Below are 24,002 nucleotides of genomic sequence, written 5' to 3' on the forward strand. Positions count from 1 at the left end.
TCGCCACACCTGGCGCACGGGGTACGGCGGCTAGGGTCTTTCTGATCTGTGGACTGCCGACAAAAATCGAGGACCCGCCGATGCCTGAGCACGCTTCCGAGCGCCCGGACGTCTTCACCTGGATCGACGAAGCCGAACGGGCCCGTGAGCGGGCCGGGCTGGTCCGGACCCTGCGTCCGCGCCCGGCCTCCTCCCCGCTGCTCGACCTGGCGAGCAACGACTATCTGGGGTTGTCGAGGCATCCCGAGACCGTCCGGGGCGCGCGTGAGGCGGCGGAACGCTGGGGCGCGGGAGCCACGGGGTCCCGTCTGGTGACGGGCACGACCGAGCTTCATGCGGAGCTCGAGCGGGAACTGGCGGCGTTCTGCGGCTTCGAGGCCGCTCTGGTCCTTTCGTCCGGTTACGCCGCGAACCTGGCCGCAGTGACGGCGTTGAGCGACCGGGGCACCCTCGTCGTCTCCGACGCCGGCAACCACGCCTCGATCGTCGACGGCTGCCGCCTCTCACGGGCCGAGGTCGCGGTCACCCCGCACGGGGATCCGGAGACCGCGCGCAAGACCCTCGCCGCGCACGTCGGGCGCGCGTTGCTGGTCAGCGACTCGGTGTTCTCCGTCGACGGCGACGCCGCCCCGCTCGCCGCGTACGCCGAGGCCTGCCGGGCCGAGGGCGCGGCGTTGGTCGTGGACGACGCCCACGGGCTCGGGGTGCTGGGTGAGGGCGGCCGGGGCGCGTTGCACGCGGCGGGGCTCGCGGGTGCTTCGGACGTGGTCGCCACGGTGACGCTCTCGAAGTCCCTGGGCAGTCAGGGAGGCGCCGTGCTGGGGCCGGCCAAGGTGATCCGGCACCTGATCAACACCGCCAGGACGTTCATCTTCGACACCGGCCTGGCCCCGGCCGCCACGGGCGCGGCACTGGCGGGCCTGCGGCTGCTCCGGCGGGAGCCGGAGCGCGCGGACCGGGCCCGGGAGGTGGCCGCCCTGTTGTACGAGCGGCTCACCGCGTCCGGCCTGACCGCGGCCCGGCCGGACGCGGCTGTGGTGTCGGTACGGGCCCCGTCGGCTTCGGAGGCACTGCGCTGGGCCGCCGATTGCCGCGAGGCGGGTCTGTCCGTGGGGTGCTTCCGTCCGCCGTCCGTGCCGGACGGCATTTCCCGGCTGCGGCTGACGGCGCGCGCCGATCTCACGGGGGACGAGATCGGTCGGGCCGTGGAGACGATCCTGCGGACCGCTCCGGCGGGGGCCACGGACCCGCGGGCGACGCGGGGCTAGCCGAACCCGTGCTACCGGGTCAGCGGAGCCCGTCCGCCCGTACGGATGCGAGGAAGCCGTCCCAGGCCGGCCCGGTGAAGAGCACGGCCGGGCCGTCCGTCCGCTTGGAGTCGCGGACGGCCAGCAGGCCGCCGGTGAGGGCGGCCGCTTCCACACAGTTGTTCATTCCGGTGCTGCGGCTGCTCCGCCGCCACCGCGCGCTGTTCAGAAGTCCGCCGGTGGATAAGGGGGTTGCGGACACGGGGGGTGCCTCCTTACGCGTCGTCAGCGATAGTGCTGATGAGATCCGACGAGTCACGGGGCGGGAGGGCGTGCGCCTGGATGGTGCGGAACGCGGCGCTGTACGCGTCCAGGTCTTCCTTCCGCTCCAGATAGAGGCTACTCGTCAAATGGTCGAGTACCACCACATCCAGATCGGCGATGCTCGGAAATGAGAAAATTACGAACGGTCCGGTGAGGCCGAGATGTCCCCCCACGCTGAACGGCAGTACCTGTAGCCGCACTTGGGGCAGCCGTGCCACCTCCACCAGGTGTCCCAGCTGTTCCTCCATCACCCCCGGCCCCCCGATCTGCCGGCGCAGTACCGCCTCGTCCAGCACCGCGCTCAACTCCAACGGCGGATCCGCCCGCAGCACCGCCTGCCGAGCCAGCCGTACGTCGACCAGCGCGTCCACCTTCGGCTCCGGCAGCCCCCCGAGCGCGGCCCGGGTCACGGCCCGCGCGTAGTCCGGGGTCTGCAACAGGCCTGGGACCACGGAGAGTTCCACGGTCCGCGCGGCACGCGCCCCGGCCTCCAGGCTGATGAAGTCCCGGTACTCCTGCGGCAGCAGTCCCCGGTAGTCGTGCCACCACTGGCGGCCCCGCCCGGTGTCCGCGCCCGCGGCCGGCCCGGCCGCCGAGGCGCCCAGGGCCTCCAGCAGCGCCCGCTGCTGGACGCTCACCACCTCGCCGTAGGCGTCCAGGAGCAGCCGGATGTCCTCCGTTTTCACGCCACTGCGGCCGGTTTCGATGCGGCTGATTTTTGACTGGTGCCATCCCACGATCCGGGCAACCTCACCGCTGGTGAGCCCGGACCGGTCGCGAAGGGCACGCAATTCCTCGCCGAGCTTGCGCCGACGCACTGCGGGACCGTGCTGCATACCCGCTCTCCTTCCACCGGCACAGCTCGCACCAGTCTGCCGTCCAAATACGCTCTTCCGTAGCAGAGTTCACCGCATCGAGCGACAGATATATGCATATCTTGGGGGATCTCCGGATTCGGCGGCACGATGGGTGGCACTCTGGCGCTCAGCGTAGATCCGGGGCGGCTCCGTCCCGGTGGGAAAGGGACGTCGCCATGGCAGATCACCAGGAAGCATCCGTCACTCTGCCGAGCGATCCGGTCTCGGTCGCCGCCGCCCGCCGCTACGTGGGGGAGGTACTGAGCGCATGGGGACTGCCCGAGGACGCCGTCACCGCGGACACCGTCCGACTGATCGTCTCGGAACTCGCCACCAACTCCGTGCAGCACACATTCGGCAAGTCACCCACCTTCACCGTCGACGTCCGGCTGGAGCGCGAGGAATGGCTGCGCATCGGCGTGACGGACAGTCACCCCCGCTGGCCCAAGCGGCTCCCGGCCGCCGTCCAGCAGGACAACGGCCGGGGCATGGTCATCATCCGCTGGCTGGCCGCCGAGGCGGGTGGCCGGCTCTCGGTCAGCCCGACCGAGGACGGTGGCAAGACCGTGTGGATCGCGCTGCCCTGGCAACCCGTCGGCGCGTCGGCGGCCGGAGCCGCCCGCGGGTGCTGATCGGAACCGTCGCGCCCCGGTAGGGCCTGTCGTCGAACTCCCGTCCGCCTCACCCTCCGGGCGACGACGGCAGTTCGATGACAGGCCCCAGGGGTTCGGGACGTCCGCGGCGATGCGCCGGACCGGGTCGAGGAACGACTCTCCCCGCTCCCGGCGCCGGCCGTATACGGAAGCCGGTCCGAGATCCTTCCCGTGCGGAACCGGGTGCCTCGTCGAAACGTGGGTTAACGCAGCGGAAAAGCGCGAGCCCTACCGTGTGGTCCGTGGTCTTCCGTCAATGATCACCCATGGTCCGGCAAAGCGACGGCGATGGGGGCGGAAAGCCTCTCCCCGCGTTGGGCAAGACCTGCTTGGCACGGATATGCGCAGGTCAACAAAGCGTTGAAGAGGGCTACGGTCGTCCCGGCGCGATGTTGATCATGTCCTGGAAGCTTGGTGATACGTGTGCGACTGACACCACATGAACAAGAGAGACTCCTCATCCACGTCGCGGCCGACGTGGCCGAGAAGCGGAGGGCGCGCGGGCTCCTGCTGAACCACCCCGAATCCATCGCCCTCATCACCTCGCACCTCCTCGAAGGGGCCCGCGACGGACGGACCGTGGCCGAGCTGATGGCCTCCGGCCGGAACGTCCTGCGGCGCGACGAGGTCATGGAGGGTATCCCCGAGATGATCCACGACGTCCAGGTCGAGGCGACCTTCCCGGACGGCACCAAGCTCGTCACCGTCCACGACCCGATCGTCTGAGAGGGAGTACCCGCATGATCCCGGGGGAAATCGCCTACGGGGACGGCCCGGTGCGCCTCAACGAAGGCCGGCCCGTCACCCGCGTCACCGTGCTCAACGCCGCCGACCGACCCGTCCAGGTCGGCTCGCACTACCACTTCGCCGAGGCCAATCCCGGCCTCGAATTCGACCGGCGGGCCGCGCACGGACTGCGCCTCAACGTCGCCGCCGGAACCGCCGTCCGCTTCGAGCCCGGCATCCCGGTCGCGGTGGAACTGGTCCCGCTCGGTGGCCTCAGGCAAGTCCCCGGACTGCGCGGCGAGACCGGAGGGCCCCTCGATGGCTGAGCTGTCGCGCCAGGTGTACGCCGGACTCTTCGGGCCGACCGTCGGCGACCGGATCCGGCTCGCCGACACCGACCTCTTCGTGGAGATCGAACAGGACCTCGGCGGCGGCCCCGCCCGCTCCGGCGACGAGGCCGTCTTCGGCGGCGGCAAGGTCATCCGCGAGTCCATGGGCCAGGCCCGCACCACCCGGGCCGAGGGAGCCGCCGACACGGTGATCACGGGGGCGGTGATCCTGGACCACTGGGGCATCGTCAAGGCCGACATCGGCATCCGCGACGGCCGCATCAGCGCCCTCGGCAAGGCGGGCAACCCCGACACCATGGACGGCGTGGACCCGGCCCTGGTGATCGGCCCCGAAACCGAGATCATCGCGGGCAACGGGAAGATCGTCACCGCCGGCGCCATCGACGCGCACGTGCACTTCATCTCCCCGACCGTCATCGACGAGGCCCTCGCCTCCGGGATCACCACCCTCGTCGGCGGCGGCACCGGCCCCGCCGAGGGCTCCAAGGCCACCACCGTCACCCCCGGCCCCTGGCACCTCGCCCGGATGTTCGCCGCGCTGGAGGGCTACCCCGTCAACATCGGGCTGCTCGGCAAGGGCAACACCATGTCCCGCGAGGGCATGTACTCCCAACTGCGCGGCGGAGCACTCGGTTTCAAGATCCACGAGGACTGGGGGTCCACCCCCGCCGTCATCGACGCCTGCCTGTCCGTCTGCGAGGAGACCGGCGCCCAGGTCGCGATCCACACGGACACCCTCAACGAAGCCGGATTCGTCGCCGACACCCTCGCCGCCATCGCCGGGCGGTCCATCCACTCGTACCACACCGAAGGCGCGGGCGGCGGGCACGCCCCCGACATCATCACCGTCGTCTCCGAGCCGAACATCCTGCCCAGCTCCACCAACCCGACCCGCCCGCACACGGTCAACACCGTCGAGGAACACCTCGACATGCTGATGGTCTGCCACCACCTCAACCCGGCCGTGCCCGAGGACCTCGCCTTCGCCGAATCGCGGATCAGACCCTCGACCATCGCCGCCGAGGACGTCCTGCACGACCTCGGCGCCATCTCCATCATCTCCTCCGACTCCCAGGCCATGGGACGGGTCGGCGAAGTGGTCATGCGCACCTGGCAGACCGCGCACGTGATGAAGAAGCGCCGCGGCTTCCTGCCCGGAGACGGCCCCGCGGACAACCACCGGGCCCGCCGCTACGTCGCCAAGTACACGATCAACCCGGCCGTCGCCCAGGGGCTCGCCCGCGACGTCGGCTCGGTCGAACCCGGCAAGCTCGCCGACCTCGTGCTGTGGGACCCCGCCTTCTTCGGCGTGAAGCCCGATGTCGTCATCAAGGGCGGCCAGATCGCACACGCCCAGATGGGCGACGCGAACGCCTCCATCCCCACCCCCCAGCCCGTGCTGCCCCGGCCCATGTTCGGCGGTCGGGGGCGGGCGCCCGCGCTGAACTCCCTCAACTTCACCTCGCAGGCCGCCCTCGACGACGGGCTCCCCGAACGACTCGGCCTCGTCAAGGAGTTCGTGGCGATCGAGAGCACCCGCAAGGTCGGCAAGGCGGACATGCGCAACAACGACGCCATGCCGAGGGTGGAGGTCGACGCCGACACCTTCACCGTCTCCATCGACGGCGAGGTCGTGGAACCCGCTCCCGCCCGGGAACTTCCCATGGCCCAGCGTTACTTCCTCTTCTGATGGGGCACCACACCACGACGCGGGAGCTCCCGCGGTGAGCCTCGCCGCACTGCTCGTCCTCGCCGACGGCCGCTTCCCCGCCGGAGGGCACGCGCACTCCGGCGGGGCGGAGGCGGCCTGCAAGGCCGGACGCGTCCACGACGCCACCACCCTGGCCGCGTTCTGCCGGGGCCGGCTGCACACCGCCGGCCTCACCTCCGCCGGCCTCGCCGCCGCCGCGGCCCTCGGCCTGGACCCCGCCGCACTCGACGAGGCCGCCGACGCGCGCACCCCCTCGCCCGCGTTGCGCACCGCCGCGCGGCGCCTGGGACGGCAATTGCTGCGGGCCGCCCGCGCCACCTGGCCGGACCCGGCGCTGGACGCGCTTGCCGCCGCCTTCCCGCGCGGGGCGCACCAGCCGGTGGTGTTGGGCCTCGCCGCCCGGGCGGCCGGGCTCGGACCGCTGGAGGCCGCGCACGTGGCGGCGTACGAGAGCGTCAGCGGGCCCGCCACCGCCACGGTACGGCTGCTGGGACTGGACCCCTTCGAGGCGAGCGGGGTGCTGGCCCGGCTGGCCCCCGAGCTGGACGCCGTGGCCGCGCGGGCGGCCGAGGCCGCCCTACTGGCCCGCTCCCGGGGCCCGAGCGCACTGCCCGCGGCCTCCTCGATCCTGCTGGACATCGCCGCCGAGGCCCATGCCGCCTGGCCCGTACGCCTCTTCGCTTCCTGACCACTCAGAAGGAGCCCCCCCCATGCACCTCGACCACGACGTGATCCCGACCCACCGGCACACCCACAGCGCCGCCCCGCTGCGGGCCGACGGCAGCAGGCGTGCCCTGCGGATCGGCCTCGGCGGGCCCGTCGGTTCCGGGAAGACCGCCACCGTCGCCGCCCTCTGCCGGAGCCTGCGCGCCGAACTGTCGATGGCCGTCGTCACCAACGACATCTACACGCGGGAGGACGCCGAGTTCCTGCTCCGCGAGGCGGTGCTGCCGCCCGAGCGGATCGCCGCCGTCGAGACCGGGGCCTGCCCGCACACCGCGATCCGCGACGACATCTCCGCCAACCTGGAGGCCGTCGAGGAACTGGAGGAGGCCTTCCTGCACAGCGGCCCCCTCGACCTGATCCTCGTCGAGTCCGGCGGGGACAACCTCACCGCCACCTTCTCCCGGGGCCTGGTCGACGCCCAGATCTTCGTCATCGACGTGGCCGGGGGCGACGACATCCCCCGCAAGGGCGGGCCCGGCGTCACCACCGCCGACCTGTTGGTCGTCAACAAGACCGACCTCGCACCGCACGTCGGCTCCGACCTCGGCCGGATGGCCCGCGACGCGGCCGAGCAGCGCGGTGAGTTGCCGGTCACCTTCCAGTCCCTGCGCGGCGCCGACGGCGTGGCCCCCGTGGCCGCCTGGGTGCGCGAGCGGATCGCGGCCTGGTCCGTACGGTGACCCCCGCACCCGCCGTCCCGCCGTCCCCGGCGCCCCCCACCGCCCCACCCGCGGCCGGCATGTCGGCCACCGCCCGGATCGAGGCCGTCGCCGACGGGAGGGGCGGCACAGCCCTGCCGCTCCTGGCGGGGGAGGGACCGCTCGCCCTGCGCCGCATCCGGGGCGCCGCGGGCGAGGCGGAGGTGATGCTGGTCGGTGCGATGAGCGCCCCCCTCGGCGGCGACCACCTCACGGTCGAGGCGGCGGCGGGACCCGGCGCGCGCCTCGCCGTACGTTCGGCGGCCGCCACCCTGGCCCTGCCGGGCCGGGGTGGCGAACCGGCGCGGTACGACGTACGGCTGACCCTCGCCGGGGACGCGGCCGTGCGCTGGCTCCCGGAGCAGTTGGTCTCCGTGCGCGGCAGCGACCTGCGCGTGCGCACCCGGGTCGAACTGGCGTCGGCCGCCCGGCTGGTGCTGCGGGAGGAGCAGGTGCTGGGCCGGAGCGGCGAGGGCCCCGGCCTGCTGCGCAGCCGGCTCACCGTCACCCGGGACCGCCGCACCCTGCTCGACCAGGACACCGCCTGCGGCCCCGGCGCGCCGGGCGGCTGGGACGGACCGGCGGGACTCGCCGGACACCGGGCGCTCGGCCAGCTCCTGGTCGTGGACCCGGCGTTCGCCGCGGCTCCGCCGGCCGCCGCGGTCCTGGGGGAGTTCGCGGCGGCCACCCCGCTGGCCGGCCCGGCCGTACTGGTGACGGCCCTGGCCCCCGACGCGCTGCGGCTGCGCGAGCTCCTGGACGCGGCCTGCCGTACGTACGGTTGGTGACGGTAGGTCAAAATCGACGGTCGACGACACCCGACACCGGTCAGCGGTACAGGCCTCTCCGGTTATCGGGTTGGCAAAGAACGGGCCCGGGCCCTGTCGCCGGGTACGAGCCAGGCACCAGGATCCCCTTGCACCCCGAGATCCAGGCAGACCGACCGGCCGCCCATGGCGGCACCTACGCAAGGGGAACCACCACGTGATACGTACCGCGGCGCTGGGGAGCGCCGCCACTCTCGTCACCGGCGCACTGGCCGCAGGCCTGTTGCTCGCGACACCCGCCACGGCGGCTCCGGCCGACCGTGACAACGGATCCGCCGAGGCGGTCGGGGTACGGATCGCCGCCGCGCGCGCCGCGCGGACCGGCATCGACTGGAAGGACTGTCCGGCCGACTGGGGCTTCGAGAAGCCGATCCAGTGCGGCTGGGTCAAGGTCCCGCTCGACTACACGAAGCCCTTCGGCAAGACCATCGACCTCGCCGTCGACCGCGCGGTCAGCACCGGGACCAAGGAGGAGCGCCAGGGCGCCCTCGTCTACAACCCCGGCGGCCCCGGCGGCTCCGGCATGCGCTTCCCGCGCCGGGTCACCACCAAGAGCCCGCTGTGGGTGAACACCTCGAAGGCCTACGACTTCGTCGGCTTCGACCCCCGCGGCGTGGGGCACTCCGCACCGATCTCCTGCGTCGACCCCCAGGAGTTCGTGAAGGCCCCCAAGGCCGACCCGGTCCCCTCCAACGAGGCCGACAAGCGCGCCCAGCGCAAGCTCGCCGCCGAGTACGCGGACGGCTGCAAGGAGCGCAGCGGCGAGATGCTGCCGCACATGACCACCCCCAACACCGCGCGCGACCTGGACGTCATCCGGGCCGCCCTCGGCGAGCAGAAGCTGAACTTCCTCGGCGTCTCCTACGGCACCTACCTGGGCGGGGTCTACGCGACCCTGTTCCCGACCCACGTGCGCCGCATGATCGTCGACAGCGTGGTCGACCCCGACCAGGACAACATCTGGTACGAGGCCAACCTCGGTCAGGACGTCGCCTTCCAGATGCGCTGGAACGACTGGCAGGACTGGGTCGCGAAGAACGACAGCGTCTTCCACATCGGCGACACCCGCGCAAAGGTCGAGGCCAAGTACCAGGAGCTGCGCGCCACCGCCAAGGCCAACCCCATCGGCGGGGTCGTCGGCCCGGCCGAGCTGATCGGCTTCTTCCAGGGCGCCCCCTACTACGACTCCTCCTGGGTGCCCGTCGCCCAGACCTGGAGCGCGTACCTCGCGGGTGACACCCAGGCGTTGGTCGACGCGATCGCCCCGGACATGTCCGACACGGTGGGCAACGCGGCGTCGGAGAACGGCAACGCCGTCTACACCGCCGTCGAGTGCGCCGACGCCAAGTGGCCCACCAGCTGGGCCAAGTGGGACCGCGACAACACCAAGCTGCACCAGAAGTACCCGTTCCTGACCTGGTCCAACGCGTGGATGAACCTGCCCTGCGCGACCTGGAAGTCCAAGCAGAGCACCCCGATCGAGGTCGGTGCCAAGCGCGGCCTGCCGCCGGTGCTGATCGTCCAGTCCGAGCGGGACGCGGCCACCCCGTACAAGGGCGCCGTCTCGCTGCACAAGCGGCTGGCGGGCTCGCGCCTGATCACCGAGAAGAACGCCGGTTCGCACGGCGTCACCAGCCTGGTGAACCCCTGCGTCAACACGCGGGTCGACACCTACCTGCTGACCGGCAAGGTCGACGCCAAGGACGTGACGTGCGCGCCGCACGCCACGCCGGTGCCGCCGGCCCCGGCCGCCGCGAAGTCGGCCGACCGGACGACCGGCTCCGACCTGCCGGCGCGCGAGGAGCTCCCGGCCGTCCGTTGAGACCCCGGAAGCACTGACGTGAGGTGAGGGAGAAGGCTCAGCGCCCCGGGCGCCGGGCCTTCTTCCGCTTCTCCTCCTCGGCCTTGACCTCGGCCGCGTACCGGTCGACGTACTCCTGGCCGGAGAGCCCGAGGATCGCGTACATGATCTCGTCGGTGACGGCGCGCAGGACCGCCCGCTCGCCCTCCATCCCGGCGTACCGGGAGAAGTCCAGCGGGGCGCCGAAGCGGATCGTGACCCGCCGGACCTTCGGAAGCCTTTGGCCGGGAGGCTGGATCTCGAAGGTGCCCACCATCGCGCAGGGCACCACCGGCACCCCGGCGCCGAGCGCCATCGCCGCCACCCCGACCTTGCCCTTGTACAGCCGTCCGTCGTGGGAGCGCGTGCCCTCGGGGTAGATGCCGAGCAGCTCGCCCTTGTTCAGGACCCCGAGCCCCTCGCGCAGCGCGGCCTTGCCGGCGTCCTTGCCGGAGCGGTCCACGGGGATCTGCCCGGCGCTGCGGAAGAAGGCGGCGGTCAGCCGGCCCTTGACCCCCGGCCCGGTGAAGTACTCGGCCTTCGCCAGGAAGGTGATCCTCCGCTTGAGGATCGCGGGCATGAGGAAATGGTCCGAGAAGGAGAGGTGGTTGCCCGCGACGATCGCGGCGCCCTCCGGGGGGATGTTCTCCAGTCCTTCGATCCGCGGCCGGAACAGCAGCCGCAGCAGCGGGCCGAGCAGGACGTGCTTGAGCAAGTGGTAGAACACCGGGCGGCTCCCGTCGATGCCTCAAGGTCACGACCATCCTACGGACAGTCAGGCACGGAGCAGGAGGGGTGGGCGCGGCCCGAGGCGCGACGGGGCACGGACCCGCGCCGGGCGGCACCCGCCGGGCGGGCCGTCAGACGTTGCGGGAGGCGGCCAGTCCGAGGGTCAACAGCCCCAGCACGATCCAGCCGAACCACAGCCAGCCGTTGCTGCCGAGGACCACGGAGTATGCCGAGACGGCCACCAGGGCGGCGAAGGTCGTGACGGCCATCGCCTTAACGGATCCGGTCATGCCCCATGGTGGCGCGGGAGGGTGCCCCCGCGCTACTGGCCGCGCCCTTGGAGCGAGGCGAGATACGAGTTGTACGCCGCGAGCTCCTGGTCGCCGTCCCGGTCCGCGGCCCGGTCCGAGCGCTTCGCGGCCCGCTGCTCCGAGTGGTACCACTGGTAGACCAGCGCGATCAGGACCAGCACGGAGGGGATCTCGCTGAAGGCCCAGGCGATGCCGCCGCCCCACTGCTGGTCGAGCAGGGGGTCGATGCCGAGGGAGGCCGGGGGGCTCGCGTACGTCCCGATCATCGGCTCACTGGCCATCATCAGCGCGATGCCGAAGAAGGCGTGGAAGGGCATGCCCGCGAACAGTTCCAGCATCCGCATCACGTAGCCGGGACGGTGCGGGCCCGGGTCCACGCCCATGATCGGCCAGAAGAAGATCAGGCCGACCGCGAGGAAGTGGACCATCATCGCGATGTGCCCGGTCCGGCTCTCCATGAGGAAGTCGAAGAGCGGGGTGAAGTACAGCCCGTAGAGGCTGGCGATGAACATCGGAATGGTGAAGGCCGGGTGGGTGACGATCCGCATGTACCGGCTGTGCAGCAGCTTCAGCAGCAATTCGCGCGGGCCCTTGCGGCCGCGCCCGGCGGGCGGCAGCGCGCGCAGCGCCAGCGTGACCGGGGCGCCGAGCAGCAGCAGGATCGGGGTGATCATGCTGATCACCATGTGCTGGACCATGTGCACGCTGAACATGACCATGCCGTAGTCGTTCAGCTTGGTGCACATCACCAGGATCACCGTCAGGACGCCGACGGTGAAGGCGATCGTCCGACCGACCGGCCAGGCGTCGCCGCGCCGGCGCAGCCGCAGCACGCCCCACGCGTAGAGGGCCAGCCCGGCCAGCGACGCGAACAGGAAGAAGGCGTCGAAGGAGAACTCCAGCCCGCGCCCGAGAGTGAACGGCGGCATGTCCATGTGCATGTCCATGCCGTGCCCGCTGTGATCCATCTGTTCACTCCCTTGACCGTGGTGCTCCACCACAGTAATGGGGCCCCCGGAAGCGAACGCGTCCGGGGGCGCCCTCAGAAGGGGGGAAACATCACAGAACGGTCTGGGCCTCTTCGTACCGCTCGGCGGGCACCGTCTTGAGCGTCTCCACGGCCCCGGCGAGCGGAACCATCTCGATGTCGGTACCGCGCAGGGCGGTCATCATGCCGAACTCGCCGCGGTGCGCCGCCTCGACCGCGTGCCAGCCGAAGCGGGTCGCGAGGACCCGGTCGTACGCGGTGGGCGTGCCCCCGCGCTGGACGTGGCCCAGGATCACCGGACGGGCCTCCTTGCCGAGGCGCTCCTCCAGTTCGACGGCGAGCCGGTTGCCGATGCCGGCGAACCGCTCGTGACCGTAGATGTCGGTGCCGCCCTGCTCCAGGGCCATCGAGCCCTCGGCCGGCTTGGCGCCCTCGGCGACGACGACGATCGCGAACCGCTTGCCCGCCTCGAACCGCTCGCCGACGATCGCCGTCAGCTCATCGATGTCGAAGGGCCGCTCCGGCACGACGATGGCGTGCGCGCCGGCCGCCATGCCCGAGTGCAGCGCGATCCAGCCGGTGTGGCGGCCCATGACCTCGACGACCATCACGCGCTGGTGCGATTCGGCGGTGGTCTTCAGTCGGTCCAGGGCCTCGGTGGCGACGCCCACGGCCGTGTCGAAGCCGAAGGTCACATCGGTCGAGGCGATGTCGTTGTCGATCGTCTTCGGCACGCCGACGATCGGCAGCCCGCCCTGCGACAGCAGGTGGGCGGCCTTCAGGGTGCCCTCGCCGCCGATCGGGATGATGGCGTCGAGACCGAGGTCCGTGACGTGTCCGCGGGCCCGCTCCACACCGTCGCGCAGGTGCGCGGGCTGGACGCGGGAGGAGCCGAGGATGGTGCCGCCGCGGGCCAGGATGCCGCTGACGGCGTCCAGGTCGAGCTTGCGGTAGTCGCACTCCAGCAGGCCGCGCCAGCCGTCGTGGAAGCCGATCACCTCGTCGCCGTGGTCGACTACGGCGCGGTGCACGACGGAACGGATGACGGCATTGAGGCCGGGGCAGTCGCCTCCGGAAGTGAGCACACCAATGCGCATGGCAGGAGGAACCTTTGCAACGTGGGCCGACGACCGGACCACGTCGTCCGGTTGGAACTAACCGTCACCCTACAAGCGGATCCGCGATGGACTGAACCATCCTCCACATGCTGGTCCGATCAATCGTACGAACGAACGCACGCCGGGCCCGGATCCCCGCGGGGGGATCCGGGCCCGGCGTGCGGTACGGCGCGGCCGCGCGTTACGCGGGCTGCGTGGCGGCGGCGATGCGCTCGGCTCGCAGCGCGTCGTACCAGCGGTCGTCTATGGCCGGCAGCGCGTTCACGTCGAGGGCCAGCTTCAGCAGCAGGTCCGCGATGAGCGGGTTGCGGGCCATCACGGGGCCGTGCATGTACGTACCGAAGACGGTGTCGTTGTACGCGCCCTCGGTGCCGTCACCGGTGCCGTTGCCGCGGCCCATGCTCACCCGGGCGAACGGGCGGGCCGTCGGGCCGAGGTGGGTGACGCCCTGGTGGTTCTCGAAGCCCGTCAGCTGCGGCAGGCCCAGGCGCGGGTCGATGTCCCCGAGGACGTCACCCACGCACCGCTCGCCCTCGCCGCGCACGGTGACCACGTCCAGCAGGCCGAGGCCCTCCTGGCGCTGGCCGACGTCGTTGACGAACTCCTGGCCGAGGATCTGGTACCCGGCGCACACCGAGAAGACGATCGCCCCGTTCGAGACGGCCCGCTCCAGACCGCCGTCGCGCAGCAGGCGCTCCGCGGCCAGTCGCTGCGGCCGGTCCTCACCGCCGCCGATCAGGTAGATGTCGCCCGACGTGGGGATCGGCTGGTCGCTGCGCACGTCCACGCGCTGCACGTCCAGGCCGCGCTGGCGCGCCCGGCGCTCCACGACGAGGGCGTTGCCCTGGTCTCCGTACGTGCTGAGCAGGTCGGGGTAGACCCACACCAGACGCAGGCTGTTGTCGCTCATGCTCTTGTCCTCTGCGTTTCTGACGGGGGCTAGTTGCCGACGCGGCGGCGCACGTCCTGGAAGGCGGTGTAGTTCGCGATCAGCTCGATCTGTCCGGGCGGCGCCAGCTGCACGGCCTCGTCGAGGGTCTCGCACACCCGGAAGTCCAGTCCCGCGACCTCCAGGCGGACCGCCAGGTCCAGCTTGCGGTCGCCGATCACGAAGATCGGGTGACCGGCCAGGCGCGGGTAGTCGACGTCCCACAGCCAGGAGGTGTCGGTGCCGTCGGCGCCGCGCGCGTTCACCGACAGGATCACCGGGGTCGGCGGCGGGTCGATCAGAGAAAACGTTTCGAGCCAGCCCGCGGGGTTCTTCGCGAGCAGCAGCCGCAGCTCGCGCCCCATGAAGTTGACGACGTCGTACCGGCCGGCCACCGCCTGCACCTGGTACATGCGCTCCAGCGCGACCTGCGGCGGCACGCCGAACACGGCGGCCACGGCGGCCGACTGCGCGGCGTTGGCCTTGTTGGCGCGGCCCGGCAGCTGGAGGTGGATCGGCCAGGCCGAACCGTGCGGGTCCAGTACGTGATCGCCGGAGAGGACCCAGCTCGGGGTCGGGCGGCGGAAACCGCACTCGGCGCAGAACCAGTCGTCGCCCGGACGCTGCATCACGCCACCGCAGGAGGGGCACGACCAGGCGTCGTCCTTCCACTCCTGACCGGCTGCGACCCACACGACGTTCTGCGAGGAGGAGGCCGACCACACGATCAGCGGGTCGTCGCAGTTCGCGACGATGACCGCCTTGGAGCCCTCCAGGCCCTCGCGCCACTTCTCGGCGAGCATGCGGGTCTCCGCCGCCCGGTCGAGCTGGTCGCGGGAGAGGTTGAGCAGGGCGATCACCTTGGGGGTGACGTCCCGGGCCACTCCGGCCAGGTACTTCTCGTCGACCTCGATGACGCCGTACTTGGCGTCCGAGCCGCCGGCCAGGGCCGAGGTGATGCCCGCCGGCATGTTGGCGCCCAGCGCGTTGGAGACGACCGGACCGGCGGCGCGCAGGGCCTCCGCGATCAGGCGGGTCGTCGTGGTCTTGCCGTTCGTCGCGGACACGAGGACGACATCGAGGTGCTGCGCCAGCGCGCCGAGAAGATCGGGGTCCAGCCTGAGTGCGACCTTGCCACCGATTACCGATCCGCTTCCGCGTCCCGCGGCCCGCGACACCGCCGCCGCGGCCTTGCCCGCCGTCACGGCCAGCTTGGCCCGCGGCGAAAGCGGCTCCGTGTTGCCTGCCATCGTCCCTTGTCCTCCTTGCGTCGGTCGGCCCCAGCCTATCCAGTACCGGCCGCGGCCTTGACCGCGGCGCCCCCGGGCTGCCGCGGATCTCCTCATATATTCGCCCGTCGTACCCTTACGGCCATGCGACAGCGCCCCCTCCCCGGTACCACCGGACTCGTCCGCGCCATGAGCCTGCTGGGCGATCCGGTGCTCCATTCCGCCTGCGCGGAGGTCACCGCCTTCGGCCCGGAGCTCGACCGGCTCATCGAGGACATGTTCGCGACGATGTACGCGGCCCAGGGCGTCGGCCTCGCCGCGAACCAGGTCGGCGTCGCGCAGCGCGTCTTCGTCTACGACTGCCCGGACGACGAGGACGTGCGCCACGTCGGGCACGTCGTCAACCCGCGTCTGGTGGAGGCCGACGGGGGCGAGTACCGCGGTCCCGAGGGTTGTCTGTCCCTGCCCGGATTGGAGGCGGGAACCGTGCGCCACGACCGCGCGGTCGTCGAGGGCGTCACCTCCGACGGGTCGCCCGTGCGGATCGAGGGCACCGGGTTCTTCGCCCGCTGCCTCCAGCACGAGTGCGACCACCTCGACGGCACGGTCTACGCGGACCGGGTGACCGGGCTGCGGGCCGGTCGGTTGCGGCGGGCGATCCGCAAGGCCCCGTGGAGCGCACGGGAACAGCGCGGCTGAGCCGGGTCCGCCGGCCGGGCCCGGCCCCGGTGTGGCGGTCCGTCAGAAGCCGGGGCCGTCCGCGCGGTTGCCCGCGGTGGCCAACCGGCCCCACAGCAGGTCGGTGAGGCCCGCGACCAGTTCGGCCCTGTCGCAGGGGCGCTCGCCGAGCCACCAGTCCCCGGCCGCGTGCATCATGCCGACGATGCCGTGGCCCCAGATCCGGGCCAGGCGCTCGCCGCCGGGGCCGAGGTCGACCCGTTCGCCGACCACCTGGGCCAGTTCCTCGCCGAGGCGGCGCAGCAGCGGGGCCGAGTGCAGGCCGACGTCGAAGCCCCGCTCGGGGCTCTGCGAGTCCTCGGCCGGGTGCATCAGGAAGCGGTAGACCTGGGGGCGGGCCTCGATGGCGGCGAGGTAGGTGTCGAGGGTGGCCTCGACCCGCCGGCGCCGTTCGGCGGGGGCGTCCAGCGCGGCCCGCAGCGAGTCCAGGAGCGCGTCGGTGTGCCGGACGGCGAGGGCCTGGTAGAGCCCCGCCTTGTCCCCGAAGTGCCGGTAGAGGATCGGCTTCGTGATGCCGGCCTCGGCCGCGATGGCGTTCATGGAGGCCTTCGGGCCGTCCCGGAGTACGACGCGGTCGGCCGCTTCCAGCAGCTCCCGACGGCGGCGGTCCGCCGCTCCCGGCTCGCCGGCCTGCTGAGTGGTCTGCATGACGTGTTTCTCTCCCCGCCCTTGCGATGTGCGTGACGCCCACGCAACGTAACACCCCGCACACCCTGGCGACCGAACCGGCGGCGCTTGACAGTGCTTACCGGCCGGTAACAGACTGTGGCCATTGTTGGGGTTACCGACAGTAACTTCGTTGGTGGCCACGTGAGACAGCTGGAGGGGACATGGCGGAGTTCACCATGGAGCTCAACGACGACCAGAAGCAGGTGCGCGATTGGATCCACGGCTTCGCCGCCGACGTGATCCGCCCCGCGGCCGCCGAATGGGACGAGCGCGAAGAGACTCCGTGGCCCGTCATCCAGGAGGCGGCCAAGGTCGGCATCTACTCCCTGGACTTCTACGCCCAGCAGTTCTTCGACCCCACCGGCCTCGGCATCCCGATGGCGATGGAGGAGCTCTTCTGGGGCGACGCGGGCATCGCCCTGTCGATCGTCGGCACCGGCCTCGCGGCCATCGGCGTCGTCGCCAACGGCACCGAGGAGCAGATCGGCACCTGGATTCCCCAGATGTACGGCACCCCCGACGACGTCAAGGTCGCCGCCTTCTGCTCCTCCGAGCCGGACGCGGGCTCCGACGTCGGCGCGATGCGCACCCGCGCGGTGTACGACCAGGCCAAGGACGAGTGGGTGCTGAACGGCACCAAGACCTGGGCGACCAACGGCGGCATCGCCAACGTCCACATCGTGGTGGCCGTGGTCGACCCCGAACTCGGGACCAAGGGGCACGCCTCGTTCATCGTGCCGCCCGGCACCCCGGGGCTCTCGCAGGGGCAGAAGTTCAAGAAGCACGGCATCCGCGCCTCGCACACCGCGGAAGTGGTCCTGGAGGACTGCCGGATCCCGGGCTCCTGCCTGCTCGGTGGCAAGGACAAGCTGGACGAGCGGCTCGCACGGGCCCGCGAGCGGGCGGCGGCGGGCGGCGGCGAGAGGGTGAAGAACGCCGCGATGGCCACCTTCGAGGCCTCCCGGCCCGCGGTCGGCGCGATGGCCGTCGGCACGGCCCGCGCGGCGTACGAGGTGGCCCTGGACTACGCGAAGACCCGTACCCAGTTCGGCCGCCCGATCATCGACAACCAGGGCGTCGCCTTCCAGCTCGCCGACATGCGCACGCAGATCGACGCGGCCCGGCTGCTGGTGTGGCGGGCGTCCTGGATGGCGGTCGCGGGCAAGCCGTTCACCTCGGCGGAGGGCTCGATGTCCAAGCTGTTCGCGAGCGAGGCGTGCAAGAAGGTCACCGCGCAGGCCGTCCAGATCCTCGGCGGCAACGGGTTCACGCGCGAGTACCCGGTGGAGCGGATGCACCGGGACAGCGCGATCTACACGATCTTCGAGGGGACCAGCGAGATCCAGCGGCTGGTGATCGCGAGGACGCTCTCCGGGATGCCCATCCGCTAGCCGCGGCCGGAACGGGTCCCGGGGCCGGGGCGGGGGGAGAGGAGGCGGGTCAGGGCTCGGGTGAACACGAGGCGGCCCGCCACCACCGTCAGCGGATCGAGGAGGCGCGGGAGGCCGCGCACCCGCAGGTCCTCGCGCCAGTGGGCCTCCGTCCCCCCGGAGGGCAGCGGGCGGACCTCGATCTCCGCCCAGCCCGTCACCGCCCGCCCGCGCTTCTCCAACCGGACGAGTCCGGCGGAAGGGGGCGCGGGGGGCTGCCAGCGCACCACTTCCATCGTGTCGTCGAACGTGATCCTGCCCACCCCCGTGCGCGCCGTGAACCGCGTCCCGACGTGCGTCGGGGGCTCCGTTTCGATGATCGTCCGGGTGAGCGGAACCTGTGCGCCGTGGCGTTCCCAGTCCGTGAGCCGCCGCCAGGCCTCGGCCGGTGGGAGCGGAGTGCGGTGAATGATCCGGATAGCGGGCATGAGCGCATGGTAAGCGGGCATACACACCCTGAACTGGACCACGAATATGGGTTCCGTCCGGGGGCGGCGATCAGTAATACTCACCGCCACCGTGGATCGCGGATTCGACCGGGTGACCACCGGCCCTCCCGCCCCACTCTGCGAGGAGGTGCGCCAATGTGCTCCCACCAGCCCCCCTGCCCGTCCGCCGACAGCGCCGATCACGACGCTGCCCGCACTGTGGCCTCCCACCCCGAGCAGGGCTGGAACCTGCTCTGCAACGGCGTGGTGGTCTTCGACGACACCGGTGAACTGCTCCCCGAAGGCCGGACGGTGGAACCCCGTCGCCCGGCCCTGGTCTGAGCGAGGAGGCAGCATGCGCCAGCAGCTGATCCGCAAGCCCGTCCCCAAGCCCGCCCCCCGAGACCTGGATCTGCGTACCCCGTCGGGCAGACCCCTCCCGTACTGACGGGAGCCCCCGAGTTACGCCGCTCACCGGCTGCCGGTCAGCCGGTGGGCGCCGCCGTGCCGCCGAGGAACGCGCTCTCGTACGCCGCGTCCCCGATCGCCGCGCGGGCCTGCCGCTCGCCCTGGTCCCGCAGGGCCGTGAGCGAGGGCGATCCGCCCATCTGCGGCCTGCCCACCGTGCGCCACCAGGCGTGCCCGGTGCCCAGCAGCCGTGCGGCCAATTCCCCGTCGCCCAGGGCCGCGACCGCGGCCGCGAGGACGTCCAGGCCGAGCGCGATGCCGAAGCGGTCGCCCAGCAGCCGCTTGCCCGACAGCATGGACCGTACGTAACGGGCGGCCTCGCCGTGGTGGCCCAGTCCGAGCGCCGACACGGCCAGGATGTAGTCCGCGTAGGCCCGTAGCCACCGCTCGCCGAGCTCCGCGCAGGCCTCCCGCAGCGCGCGCGCCTCGTCGGCGGCCTCCTCGAAGCGCCCGAGGTCGCACAGGGCGTAGCCCGTGGCCAGCCGGCACAGCAGCCAACCCGTCCCGCTGGGACGCCCGCCGCGGCCCGCCCGGGCCCGGGGGCCGGCCAGGACGAGAGCCGTCTCCGGGTCGCCCGGCATCAGGACCGACACCGCCCGCAGGTAGGCGGCGCGCAGCTCCCGCTCCGGGTCGGCGAGGGCGTCCGCCTCCCGGGTGCACCGCGCGCCCAGGTCCTGGGCGACGGCCATGTCGCCCTGGAGCAGGGCCGTCAGACCGAGCGCCCACAGCGCCTGGACGTGACCGGGCCCGTCCGGAGGACCCCCCTCCAGGGCCCGTTCCAGGAAGCCGCGGCCCTCGTGCACGTGCCCGCAGGCGAACCAGAAGAACCACATGGCACCGGCCATCTCCAGGGCGGCGTCGGGATCCGTGCCGAGCAGGTGGTCCAGGGACGTGCGCAGCTGCGCGTGCTCGGTGGTCATCCTGCGGTACCAGTCGACCTGGCCGGGTCCCATCCAGCCGCGTTCGGCGGCCTGGGAGAGGGCCGCGTACCAGTGGGCGTGCCGGTCCGCGAGGGTCCGTACCTCGTCCAGCTCGACCAGCCAGTCGTGGCCGAACTCGCGGATGGTGTCCAGCATCCGGTAGCGGGCGCCGGCCCCGCGCTCGTCGGAGCGCCGTACGACGGACTTCGCGACGAGGCCGGCCAGGATCCGCTCCACCCGGGACGCGGCCAGCGGACCGCCGGCGCACACGGCCCGGGCGGCGGCCACGTCGAAGTCCCCGGTGAAAACCGACAGTCGGGCCCACAGCAGCCGTTCCACGGGCTCGCACAGCTCGTGGCTCCAGCCGATGGCGGTGCGCATGGTCCGGTGTCGGGGCAGCAGCGCGGCCCGGGTGTCGGCGAGCAGGTCGAACCGCGCCCCCAGCCGCTGCGCCACCTGTTCCAGGGACCACAGCCGCATCCGGGCCCCGGCGAGCTCCAGGGCGAGCGGGATCCCGTCCAGGCGGCGGCACAGCTCGGCGGCGATCTCGGTCCGGCCGGGGTCCGCGAAGATCTCCGCGGCCCGCGCGTCGGCGGCCGTGGCGCGGGCCCGGAAGAGGGCCAGGGCGTCGCTGTCGGGGCCCTCGCAGGGCAGGGGCCGTACGTCGAGGACGGTCTCGCCGGGGGAGCCCAGTCGCTCGCGGGAGGTGGTCATGACCGTCAACCCGGGCGCGGACTGCAGGAGTTCGGCCACCAGGTGGCGGACCGCGGGGACCAGGTGTTCGCAGGTGTCGAGGACGAGCAGGAGTTCCTTGTCGGCCACCCAGGCGCACAGTTCCTCGTCGAGGGAGTGCGCGGAGTGGTCGGCGAGCCCGACGGCGTGGGCGACGGTCGTGGTGAGCAGTCCCGGGTCGCGCAGGGGGGAGAGTTCCACCCACCAGACGCCGTCGGGCCGGGCCTGGCGCCGGTCGGCGGCGGCCCGTAGGGCGAGGCGGGACTTGCCGACGCCGCCCACCCCGGTCAGGGTGATCAGCCTTCGATCGCCCAACAGTGTTCCGAGAGCGGTGAGTTCACCGTCCCGGCCGACGAAGCTCGCCGTTTCCGGCGGCAGGTTTCCCGGCACGGCGCCAGAGTCTGGCGCAGGGCCCCCGCCTGCGGAGTCTGCCTGATTGTCGTTGACCGAGTACTCACCGAACACGGTTGTATTGTGCGCGATCTTCTTTCGTGGCAGTGCCGTTCGGGTCGGATGGCCGCCCGGAATTCCCCGGGCCGCGTCAGCCCGCGAGGACGACGCGCCGCTCCGCGGAGAAGGCGCCCCAGTTGCCGTCGGGCAGCCGGGCCCGGAGTTTCAACGTCCAGGCGGTGCCGGCCGGGTCGGTTGCCGTGAGGCGGTGCGTGGCCGGTCCGCCGGGCGCGGCGCCGGCGCCGAACTGGATGACGGTGACGGGCTGTCCGTTGACGTAGAGCTGGTACTCGGTGGTCGCCCGGCCGGTGTCCGGCGCGGTCCAGGACAGGTCCACGGCGCCGGTCGCCGCGGTCGCGGTGAACGCGGCGGGGGCGGTGCCGGGGCCCTGGGCGGGGTCGGCGGGGGTGGTCACGGCGACGGGCGGGCCGTCGGGGGAGGCGTTGTCGGAGCCGTCCCGCGCGCGGACGGTGAAGGTGTAGGAGGTGCCGGGCTGCAGCCCGTCGAGGGTGGTGGACGTCTCGCCGGGGCCGACCGTGTGGATCCGGACGCCGCCCTGGTGGACGTCGTAGGCGGTGACGCCGGTGTCGTCGGTGGCCGCGGTCCAGGCGAGCCGGACCGTACGGGGCCCCTGGGCGCTGCCGGTGCCGGAGGGCGGGGCGGTGGGCGGCTGCCGGTCCTCGGCCCGCGCGGCCGGGGTGGTGGCGCGTGCGGGGGCGCTGAGGGCGGAGCGGTTCCCGGCGGCGTCGCGCGCCCGGACGGTGAAGTCGTAGGGCGTCCGCGGGGTGAGGCCGGTGATGTCGACCATGGTCTTGTCGGCGGGGAGGTCGCGGACCAGTTGCCCGGCCTGGAACACCTGGTACCCGGCCACGCCGTCGGCGGGCGCCGCCGCCTCCCACATCACGTGGACGGAGGTGGCGCTGCCGGCCTGGGCGGTGAGTCCGGCGGGTGCGCGCGGGGGCTCGGTGTCGCCGCCGGCGCATGCCGTCAGGGCGGCGAGGGTCAGGCAGAGGGCGAGCGCCGCCGGGAGGGGGCGCGGCGGGACGGTGCGTCGCACGTGCCTCCTTCGTCTCCTCGTCGTCTCGTAAAGGTCTAGACATATATGGCACGTGCGGTGGTGGCCGGGCAAGCCCCCGGCGGCCGGAAATCGCCCGTGACGCAAGGGATTTGCCCGGGTCGAGGGGGTCCGGACCGCTGTGTCGACCGCGTTCCGATTCGGTTTCCCCCGTCCCCGTCTGGCACTATTGCCATTTCTTTGCAATAACGGATGATCGTGAACAAGGATGTGCGCAGCATGACGGCCCGGACAGCACGGGGAGCGGCCGCGGTGACCCTGGCCGCCGTACTCATCACGGGCGTGGCCGCCTGTGCGAACCCGGCGGGCGGTTCCGGGGCGTCCGCCACGGCGGCCGACTCCGCGGTGGTCGGCATCGCGACCGAGCCGGAGACCCTCAGCCCGCTGCTGGGCTACGGCAAGGACGGAAACTCCAAGGTCTTCGACGGGTTGCTCGCCCACGACGCCGACATGAGGCTCAAGCCCGCGCTGGCCGAGGCCCTGCCGGAGGTCTCCGCCGACGGCCGTACGTACACCTACAAGCTCCGCCAGGGCGTCAAGTTCAGCGACGGGGCGCCCTTCGGCGCCAAGGACGTCGTCTTCACCTACCGGACCATCCTCGACCCGGCGACGAACAACGCGTCGCGGACCGAGCTGGACGCCGTCGAGAACGTCACCGCCCAGGGCGACGACCGGGTCGTCTTCACCCTGAAGTACCCCTACGCGCCCTTCGCCGAGCGGACGGTCCTGCCCATCGCCCCCGAGCACATCGCGGGCAAGCAGGACGTCAACAGCGGCGACTTCACCACCAAGCCCGTCGGCACCGGACCGTACCTCCTCACCGGCTGGTCCCGCGGCGAGAAGATCACCTTCAAGGCCAACCCCTCCTACTGGGGCGGCGAGCCCGCGGTGAAGAAGTTCACCATGGCCGTCATCAAGGACGACGACGTCCGCGCCACCCGACTGCGCTCCGGCGAACTGGACGCGGCCGTGCTGCCCCCGAACCTCGCCCGCGGCTTCGAGAAGGACCCGGCGCGCACCACCTACGCGGCCAAGTCCTTCGACTACCGCAACGTGACCCTCCCGACGCACCACAAGGTCACCGGTGACGTCGCTGTCCGGCAGGCGCTGGACATCGCCGTCGATCGGAAGACCATGGTCGACAAGCTCCTGGAGGGCGCCGGCAAGGCCGCCTACGGCCCGGTCCCGGTCGGCAGCCCCTGGTTCACCGCCGGTACCGAGCGCCCGTACGACCTGGACGGGGCGAAGAAGATCCTCGACGACGCCGGCTGGAAGGCCGGCGAGGACGGCATCCGCGTCAAGGACGGGGTCCGCGCCGCCTTCCCGCTCTGGTACCCCTCCGGCGACAAGCTCCGCCAGGACCACGCCCTCACCTTCGCCTCCGACGCGAAGAAGGCCGGCATCGAGGTCAGGACCGAGGCCGGGACCTGGGAGGTCATCGAGCCCCGCATGAAGACCGACGCCGTCCTCGCCGGCGGCGGCTCCCCGGCCGACCCCGACTTCGACCAGTACCTCCTGCTGACCTCCTCCCTCGGCGGCGACGGCTTCAACAACATGGCCCGGTACGACAACCCGACCGTCGACCGGGCGCTCGTCGAGGGCCGCAGGAGCGGCGACCCGGCCGTCCGCAAGAACGCGTACGACACCGTGCAGCGCGAACTCGTGAAGAACCCGGGCTACGTCTTCCTCACCCACATCGACCACCTCTACGTCGTGAACGACAAGTGGGACGGCCCCACCACCCAGGTCGAGCCGCACGACCACGGTCTCGGCTCCGGCCCCTGGTGGAACGTGGAGACCTGGAAGCCGAAGCAGAAGTGAGCCGACCCG

25 protein-coding genes are annotated in these 24,002 nt (G+C 72.1%); 13 read left to right on the forward strand and 12 right to left on the reverse strand.

The genetic code is table 11. From position 1 onward, the window contains the following. Positions 1-80 precede the first annotated feature (80 nt). A complete protein-coding gene (locus tag NOD94_RS08995) occupies positions 81-1,268 on the forward strand; it encodes an 8-amino-7-oxononanoate synthase (RefSeq protein WP_281205236.1) in 1,188 nt (395 codons plus the stop codon). Positions 1,269-1,287: 19 nt separating this feature from the next. Here the strand turns inward: NOD94_RS08995 and NOD94_RS09000 are convergent, their stop codons facing one another. Both NOD94_RS09000 and NOD94_RS09005 read right to left on the reverse strand, forming a co-directional pair. Next, positions 1,288-1,509 carry a DUF397 domain-containing protein gene (locus NOD94_RS09000; RefSeq protein ID WP_281205237.1) on the reverse strand — a complete coding sequence of 74 codons (222 nt, stop codon included), beginning with the start codon at positions 1,507-1,509 and terminating at the stop codon, positions 1,288-1,290. 13 nt (positions 1,510-1,522) lie between these two features. Continuing rightward, on the reverse strand, positions 1,523-2,407 hold the full coding sequence (locus NOD94_RS09005) for a helix-turn-helix transcriptional regulator (RefSeq protein ID WP_281205238.1): 885 nt from the start codon (positions 2,405-2,407) through the stop codon (positions 1,523-1,525). Positions 2,408-2,604: 197 nt separating this feature from the next. Between NOD94_RS09005 and NOD94_RS09010 the strand changes: the two genes are divergently transcribed. The 8 genes from NOD94_RS09010 (at position 2,605) to NOD94_RS09045 (ending at position 9,941) form a co-directional block, all read left to right on the forward strand. Next, entirely contained in the window at positions 2,605-3,060 is a 456-nt protein-coding gene (locus NOD94_RS09010) for an ATP-binding protein (protein WP_281205239.1), read from the forward strand. Between the two features lie 444 nt (positions 3,061-3,504). Next, entirely contained in the window at positions 3,505-3,807 is a 303-nt protein-coding gene (locus NOD94_RS09015) for an urease subunit gamma (RefSeq protein WP_281205293.1), read from the forward strand. A gap of 14 nt (positions 3,808-3,821) precedes the next feature. Beyond that, positions 3,822-4,133, forward strand: a complete 312-nt coding sequence (locus NOD94_RS09020) for an urease subunit beta (RefSeq protein ID WP_281205240.1) — start codon at positions 3,822-3,824, stop codon at positions 4,131-4,133. After that, the gene (locus tag NOD94_RS09025) at positions 4,126-5,847 is read left to right on the forward strand and encodes an urease subunit alpha (protein ID WP_281205241.1); all 1,722 of its coding nucleotides are present in this window, start codon (positions 4,126-4,128) and stop codon (positions 5,845-5,847) included. Before NOD94_RS09020 ends, NOD94_RS09025 begins: the two co-directional genes overlap by 8 nt. Before the next feature lie 34 nt (positions 5,848-5,881). Further along, positions 5,882-6,556: an urease accessory UreF family protein gene (locus NOD94_RS09030; protein WP_281205242.1), complete on the forward strand. Its 675-nt coding sequence runs from the start codon at positions 5,882-5,884 to the stop codon at positions 6,554-6,556. Between the two features lie 22 nt (positions 6,557-6,578). After that, complete coding sequence (ureG, locus tag NOD94_RS09035; RefSeq protein ID WP_281205243.1) at positions 6,579-7,274, forward strand: urease accessory protein UreG; 696 nt, start codon at positions 6,579-6,581, stop codon at positions 7,272-7,274. Positions 7,275-7,333: 59 nt separating this feature from the next. Continuing rightward, a complete protein-coding gene (locus NOD94_RS09040; RefSeq protein ID WP_281205244.1) occupies positions 7,334-8,080 on the forward strand; it encodes an urease accessory protein UreD in 747 nt (248 codons plus the stop codon). 196 nt (positions 8,081-8,276) lie between these two features. After that, entirely contained in the window at positions 8,277-9,941 is a 1,665-nt protein-coding gene (locus tag NOD94_RS09045; RefSeq protein ID WP_281205245.1) for an alpha/beta hydrolase, read from the forward strand. 37 nt (positions 9,942-9,978) lie between these two features. Here the strand turns inward: NOD94_RS09045 and NOD94_RS09050 are convergent, their stop codons facing one another. The 6 genes from NOD94_RS09050 to NOD94_RS09075 all read right to left on the reverse strand — a co-directional run bounded on the left by NOD94_RS09050 (position 9,979) and on the right by NOD94_RS09075 (position 15,283). Beyond that, complete coding sequence (locus NOD94_RS09050; protein WP_281205246.1) at positions 9,979-10,686, reverse strand: lysophospholipid acyltransferase family protein; 708 nt, start codon at positions 10,684-10,686, stop codon at positions 9,979-9,981. Between the two features lie 133 nt (positions 10,687-10,819). Next, complete coding sequence (locus NOD94_RS09055; RefSeq protein ID WP_281205247.1) at positions 10,820-10,978, reverse strand: hypothetical protein; 159 nt, start codon at positions 10,976-10,978, stop codon at positions 10,820-10,822. Positions 10,979-11,010: 32 nt separating this feature from the next. Beyond that, positions 11,011-11,967, reverse strand: a complete 957-nt coding sequence (locus NOD94_RS09060; RefSeq protein WP_281205248.1) for a cytochrome c oxidase assembly protein — start codon at positions 11,965-11,967, stop codon at positions 11,011-11,013. Positions 11,968-12,058: 91 nt separating this feature from the next. Beyond that, positions 12,059-13,084, reverse strand: a complete 1,026-nt coding sequence (locus tag NOD94_RS09065; protein ID WP_281205249.1) for a 6-phosphofructokinase — start codon at positions 13,082-13,084, stop codon at positions 12,059-12,061. A 202-nt stretch (positions 13,085-13,286) separates the two neighbouring features. Beyond that, the gene (locus NOD94_RS09070) at positions 13,287-14,015 is read right to left on the reverse strand and encodes a glutamine amidotransferase (RefSeq protein ID WP_281205251.1); all 729 of its coding nucleotides are present in this window, start codon (positions 14,013-14,015) and stop codon (positions 13,287-13,289) included. 29 nt (positions 14,016-14,044) lie between these two features. After that, a complete protein-coding gene (locus NOD94_RS09075; RefSeq protein ID WP_281205252.1) occupies positions 14,045-15,283 on the reverse strand; it encodes a MurT ligase domain-containing protein in 1,239 nt (412 codons plus the stop codon). Positions 15,284-15,406: 123 nt separating this feature from the next. Between NOD94_RS09075 and def the strand changes: the two genes are divergently transcribed. Then, entirely contained in the window at positions 15,407-15,961 is a 555-nt protein-coding gene (gene def, locus NOD94_RS09080; protein WP_281205253.1) for a peptide deformylase, read from the forward strand. Positions 15,962-16,003: 42 nt separating this feature from the next. Here the strand turns inward: def and NOD94_RS09085 are convergent, their stop codons facing one another. Further along, positions 16,004-16,648 carry a TetR family transcriptional regulator gene (locus tag NOD94_RS09085; RefSeq protein ID WP_281205254.1) on the reverse strand — a complete coding sequence of 215 codons (645 nt, stop codon included), beginning with the start codon at positions 16,646-16,648 and terminating at the stop codon, positions 16,004-16,006. Between the two features lie 182 nt (positions 16,649-16,830). Here NOD94_RS09085 and NOD94_RS09090 point away from each other — a divergent pair, with 182 nt between their 5' ends. Further along, on the forward strand, positions 16,831-18,060 hold the full coding sequence (locus tag NOD94_RS09090; protein ID WP_281205255.1) for an acyl-CoA dehydrogenase family protein: 1,230 nt from the start codon (positions 16,831-16,833) through the stop codon (positions 18,058-18,060). Here the strand turns inward: NOD94_RS09090 and NOD94_RS09095 are convergent. After that, positions 18,057-18,527 carry an SRPBCC family protein gene (locus tag NOD94_RS09095; protein ID WP_281205256.1) on the reverse strand — a complete coding sequence of 157 codons (471 nt, stop codon included), beginning with the start codon at positions 18,525-18,527 and terminating at the stop codon, positions 18,057-18,059. The two genes, NOD94_RS09090 and NOD94_RS09095, sit on opposite strands and share 4 nt — an antisense overlap. A gap of 156 nt (positions 18,528-18,683) precedes the next feature. Between NOD94_RS09095 and NOD94_RS09100 the strand changes: the two genes are divergently transcribed. Further along, positions 18,684-18,869, forward strand: coding sequence for a DUF5999 family protein (locus NOD94_RS09100; protein WP_281205257.1), 186 nt, complete (start codon positions 18,684-18,686; stop codon positions 18,867-18,869). A 143-nt stretch (positions 18,870-19,012) separates the two neighbouring features. On the opposite strand, the gene NOD94_RS09105 is transcribed toward NOD94_RS09100, so the two are convergent. Further along, positions 19,013-21,037 carry an NB-ARC domain-containing protein gene (locus NOD94_RS09105; RefSeq protein ID WP_281205258.1) on the reverse strand — a complete coding sequence of 675 codons (2,025 nt, stop codon included), beginning with the start codon at positions 21,035-21,037 and terminating at the stop codon, positions 19,013-19,015. Positions 21,038-21,188: 151 nt separating this feature from the next. Continuing rightward, positions 21,189-22,154 carry a fibronectin type III domain-containing protein gene (locus NOD94_RS09110; protein ID WP_281205259.1) on the reverse strand — a complete coding sequence of 322 codons (966 nt, stop codon included), beginning with the start codon at positions 22,152-22,154 and terminating at the stop codon, positions 21,189-21,191. 237 nt (positions 22,155-22,391) lie between these two features. Here NOD94_RS09110 and NOD94_RS09115 point away from each other — a divergent pair, with 237 nt between their 5' ends. Next, positions 22,392-23,993 carry an ABC transporter substrate-binding protein gene (locus tag NOD94_RS09115; protein ID WP_281205260.1) on the forward strand — a complete coding sequence of 534 codons (1,602 nt, stop codon included), beginning with the start codon at positions 22,392-22,394 and terminating at the stop codon, positions 23,991-23,993. Positions 23,994-24,002 lie beyond the last annotated feature (9 nt).

The organism is Streptomyces sp. Isolate_45, assembly GCF_024721315.2.
In the GTDB taxonomy this organism is placed as follows: Bacteria; Actinomycetota; Actinomycetes; order Streptomycetales; family Streptomycetaceae; genus Streptomyces.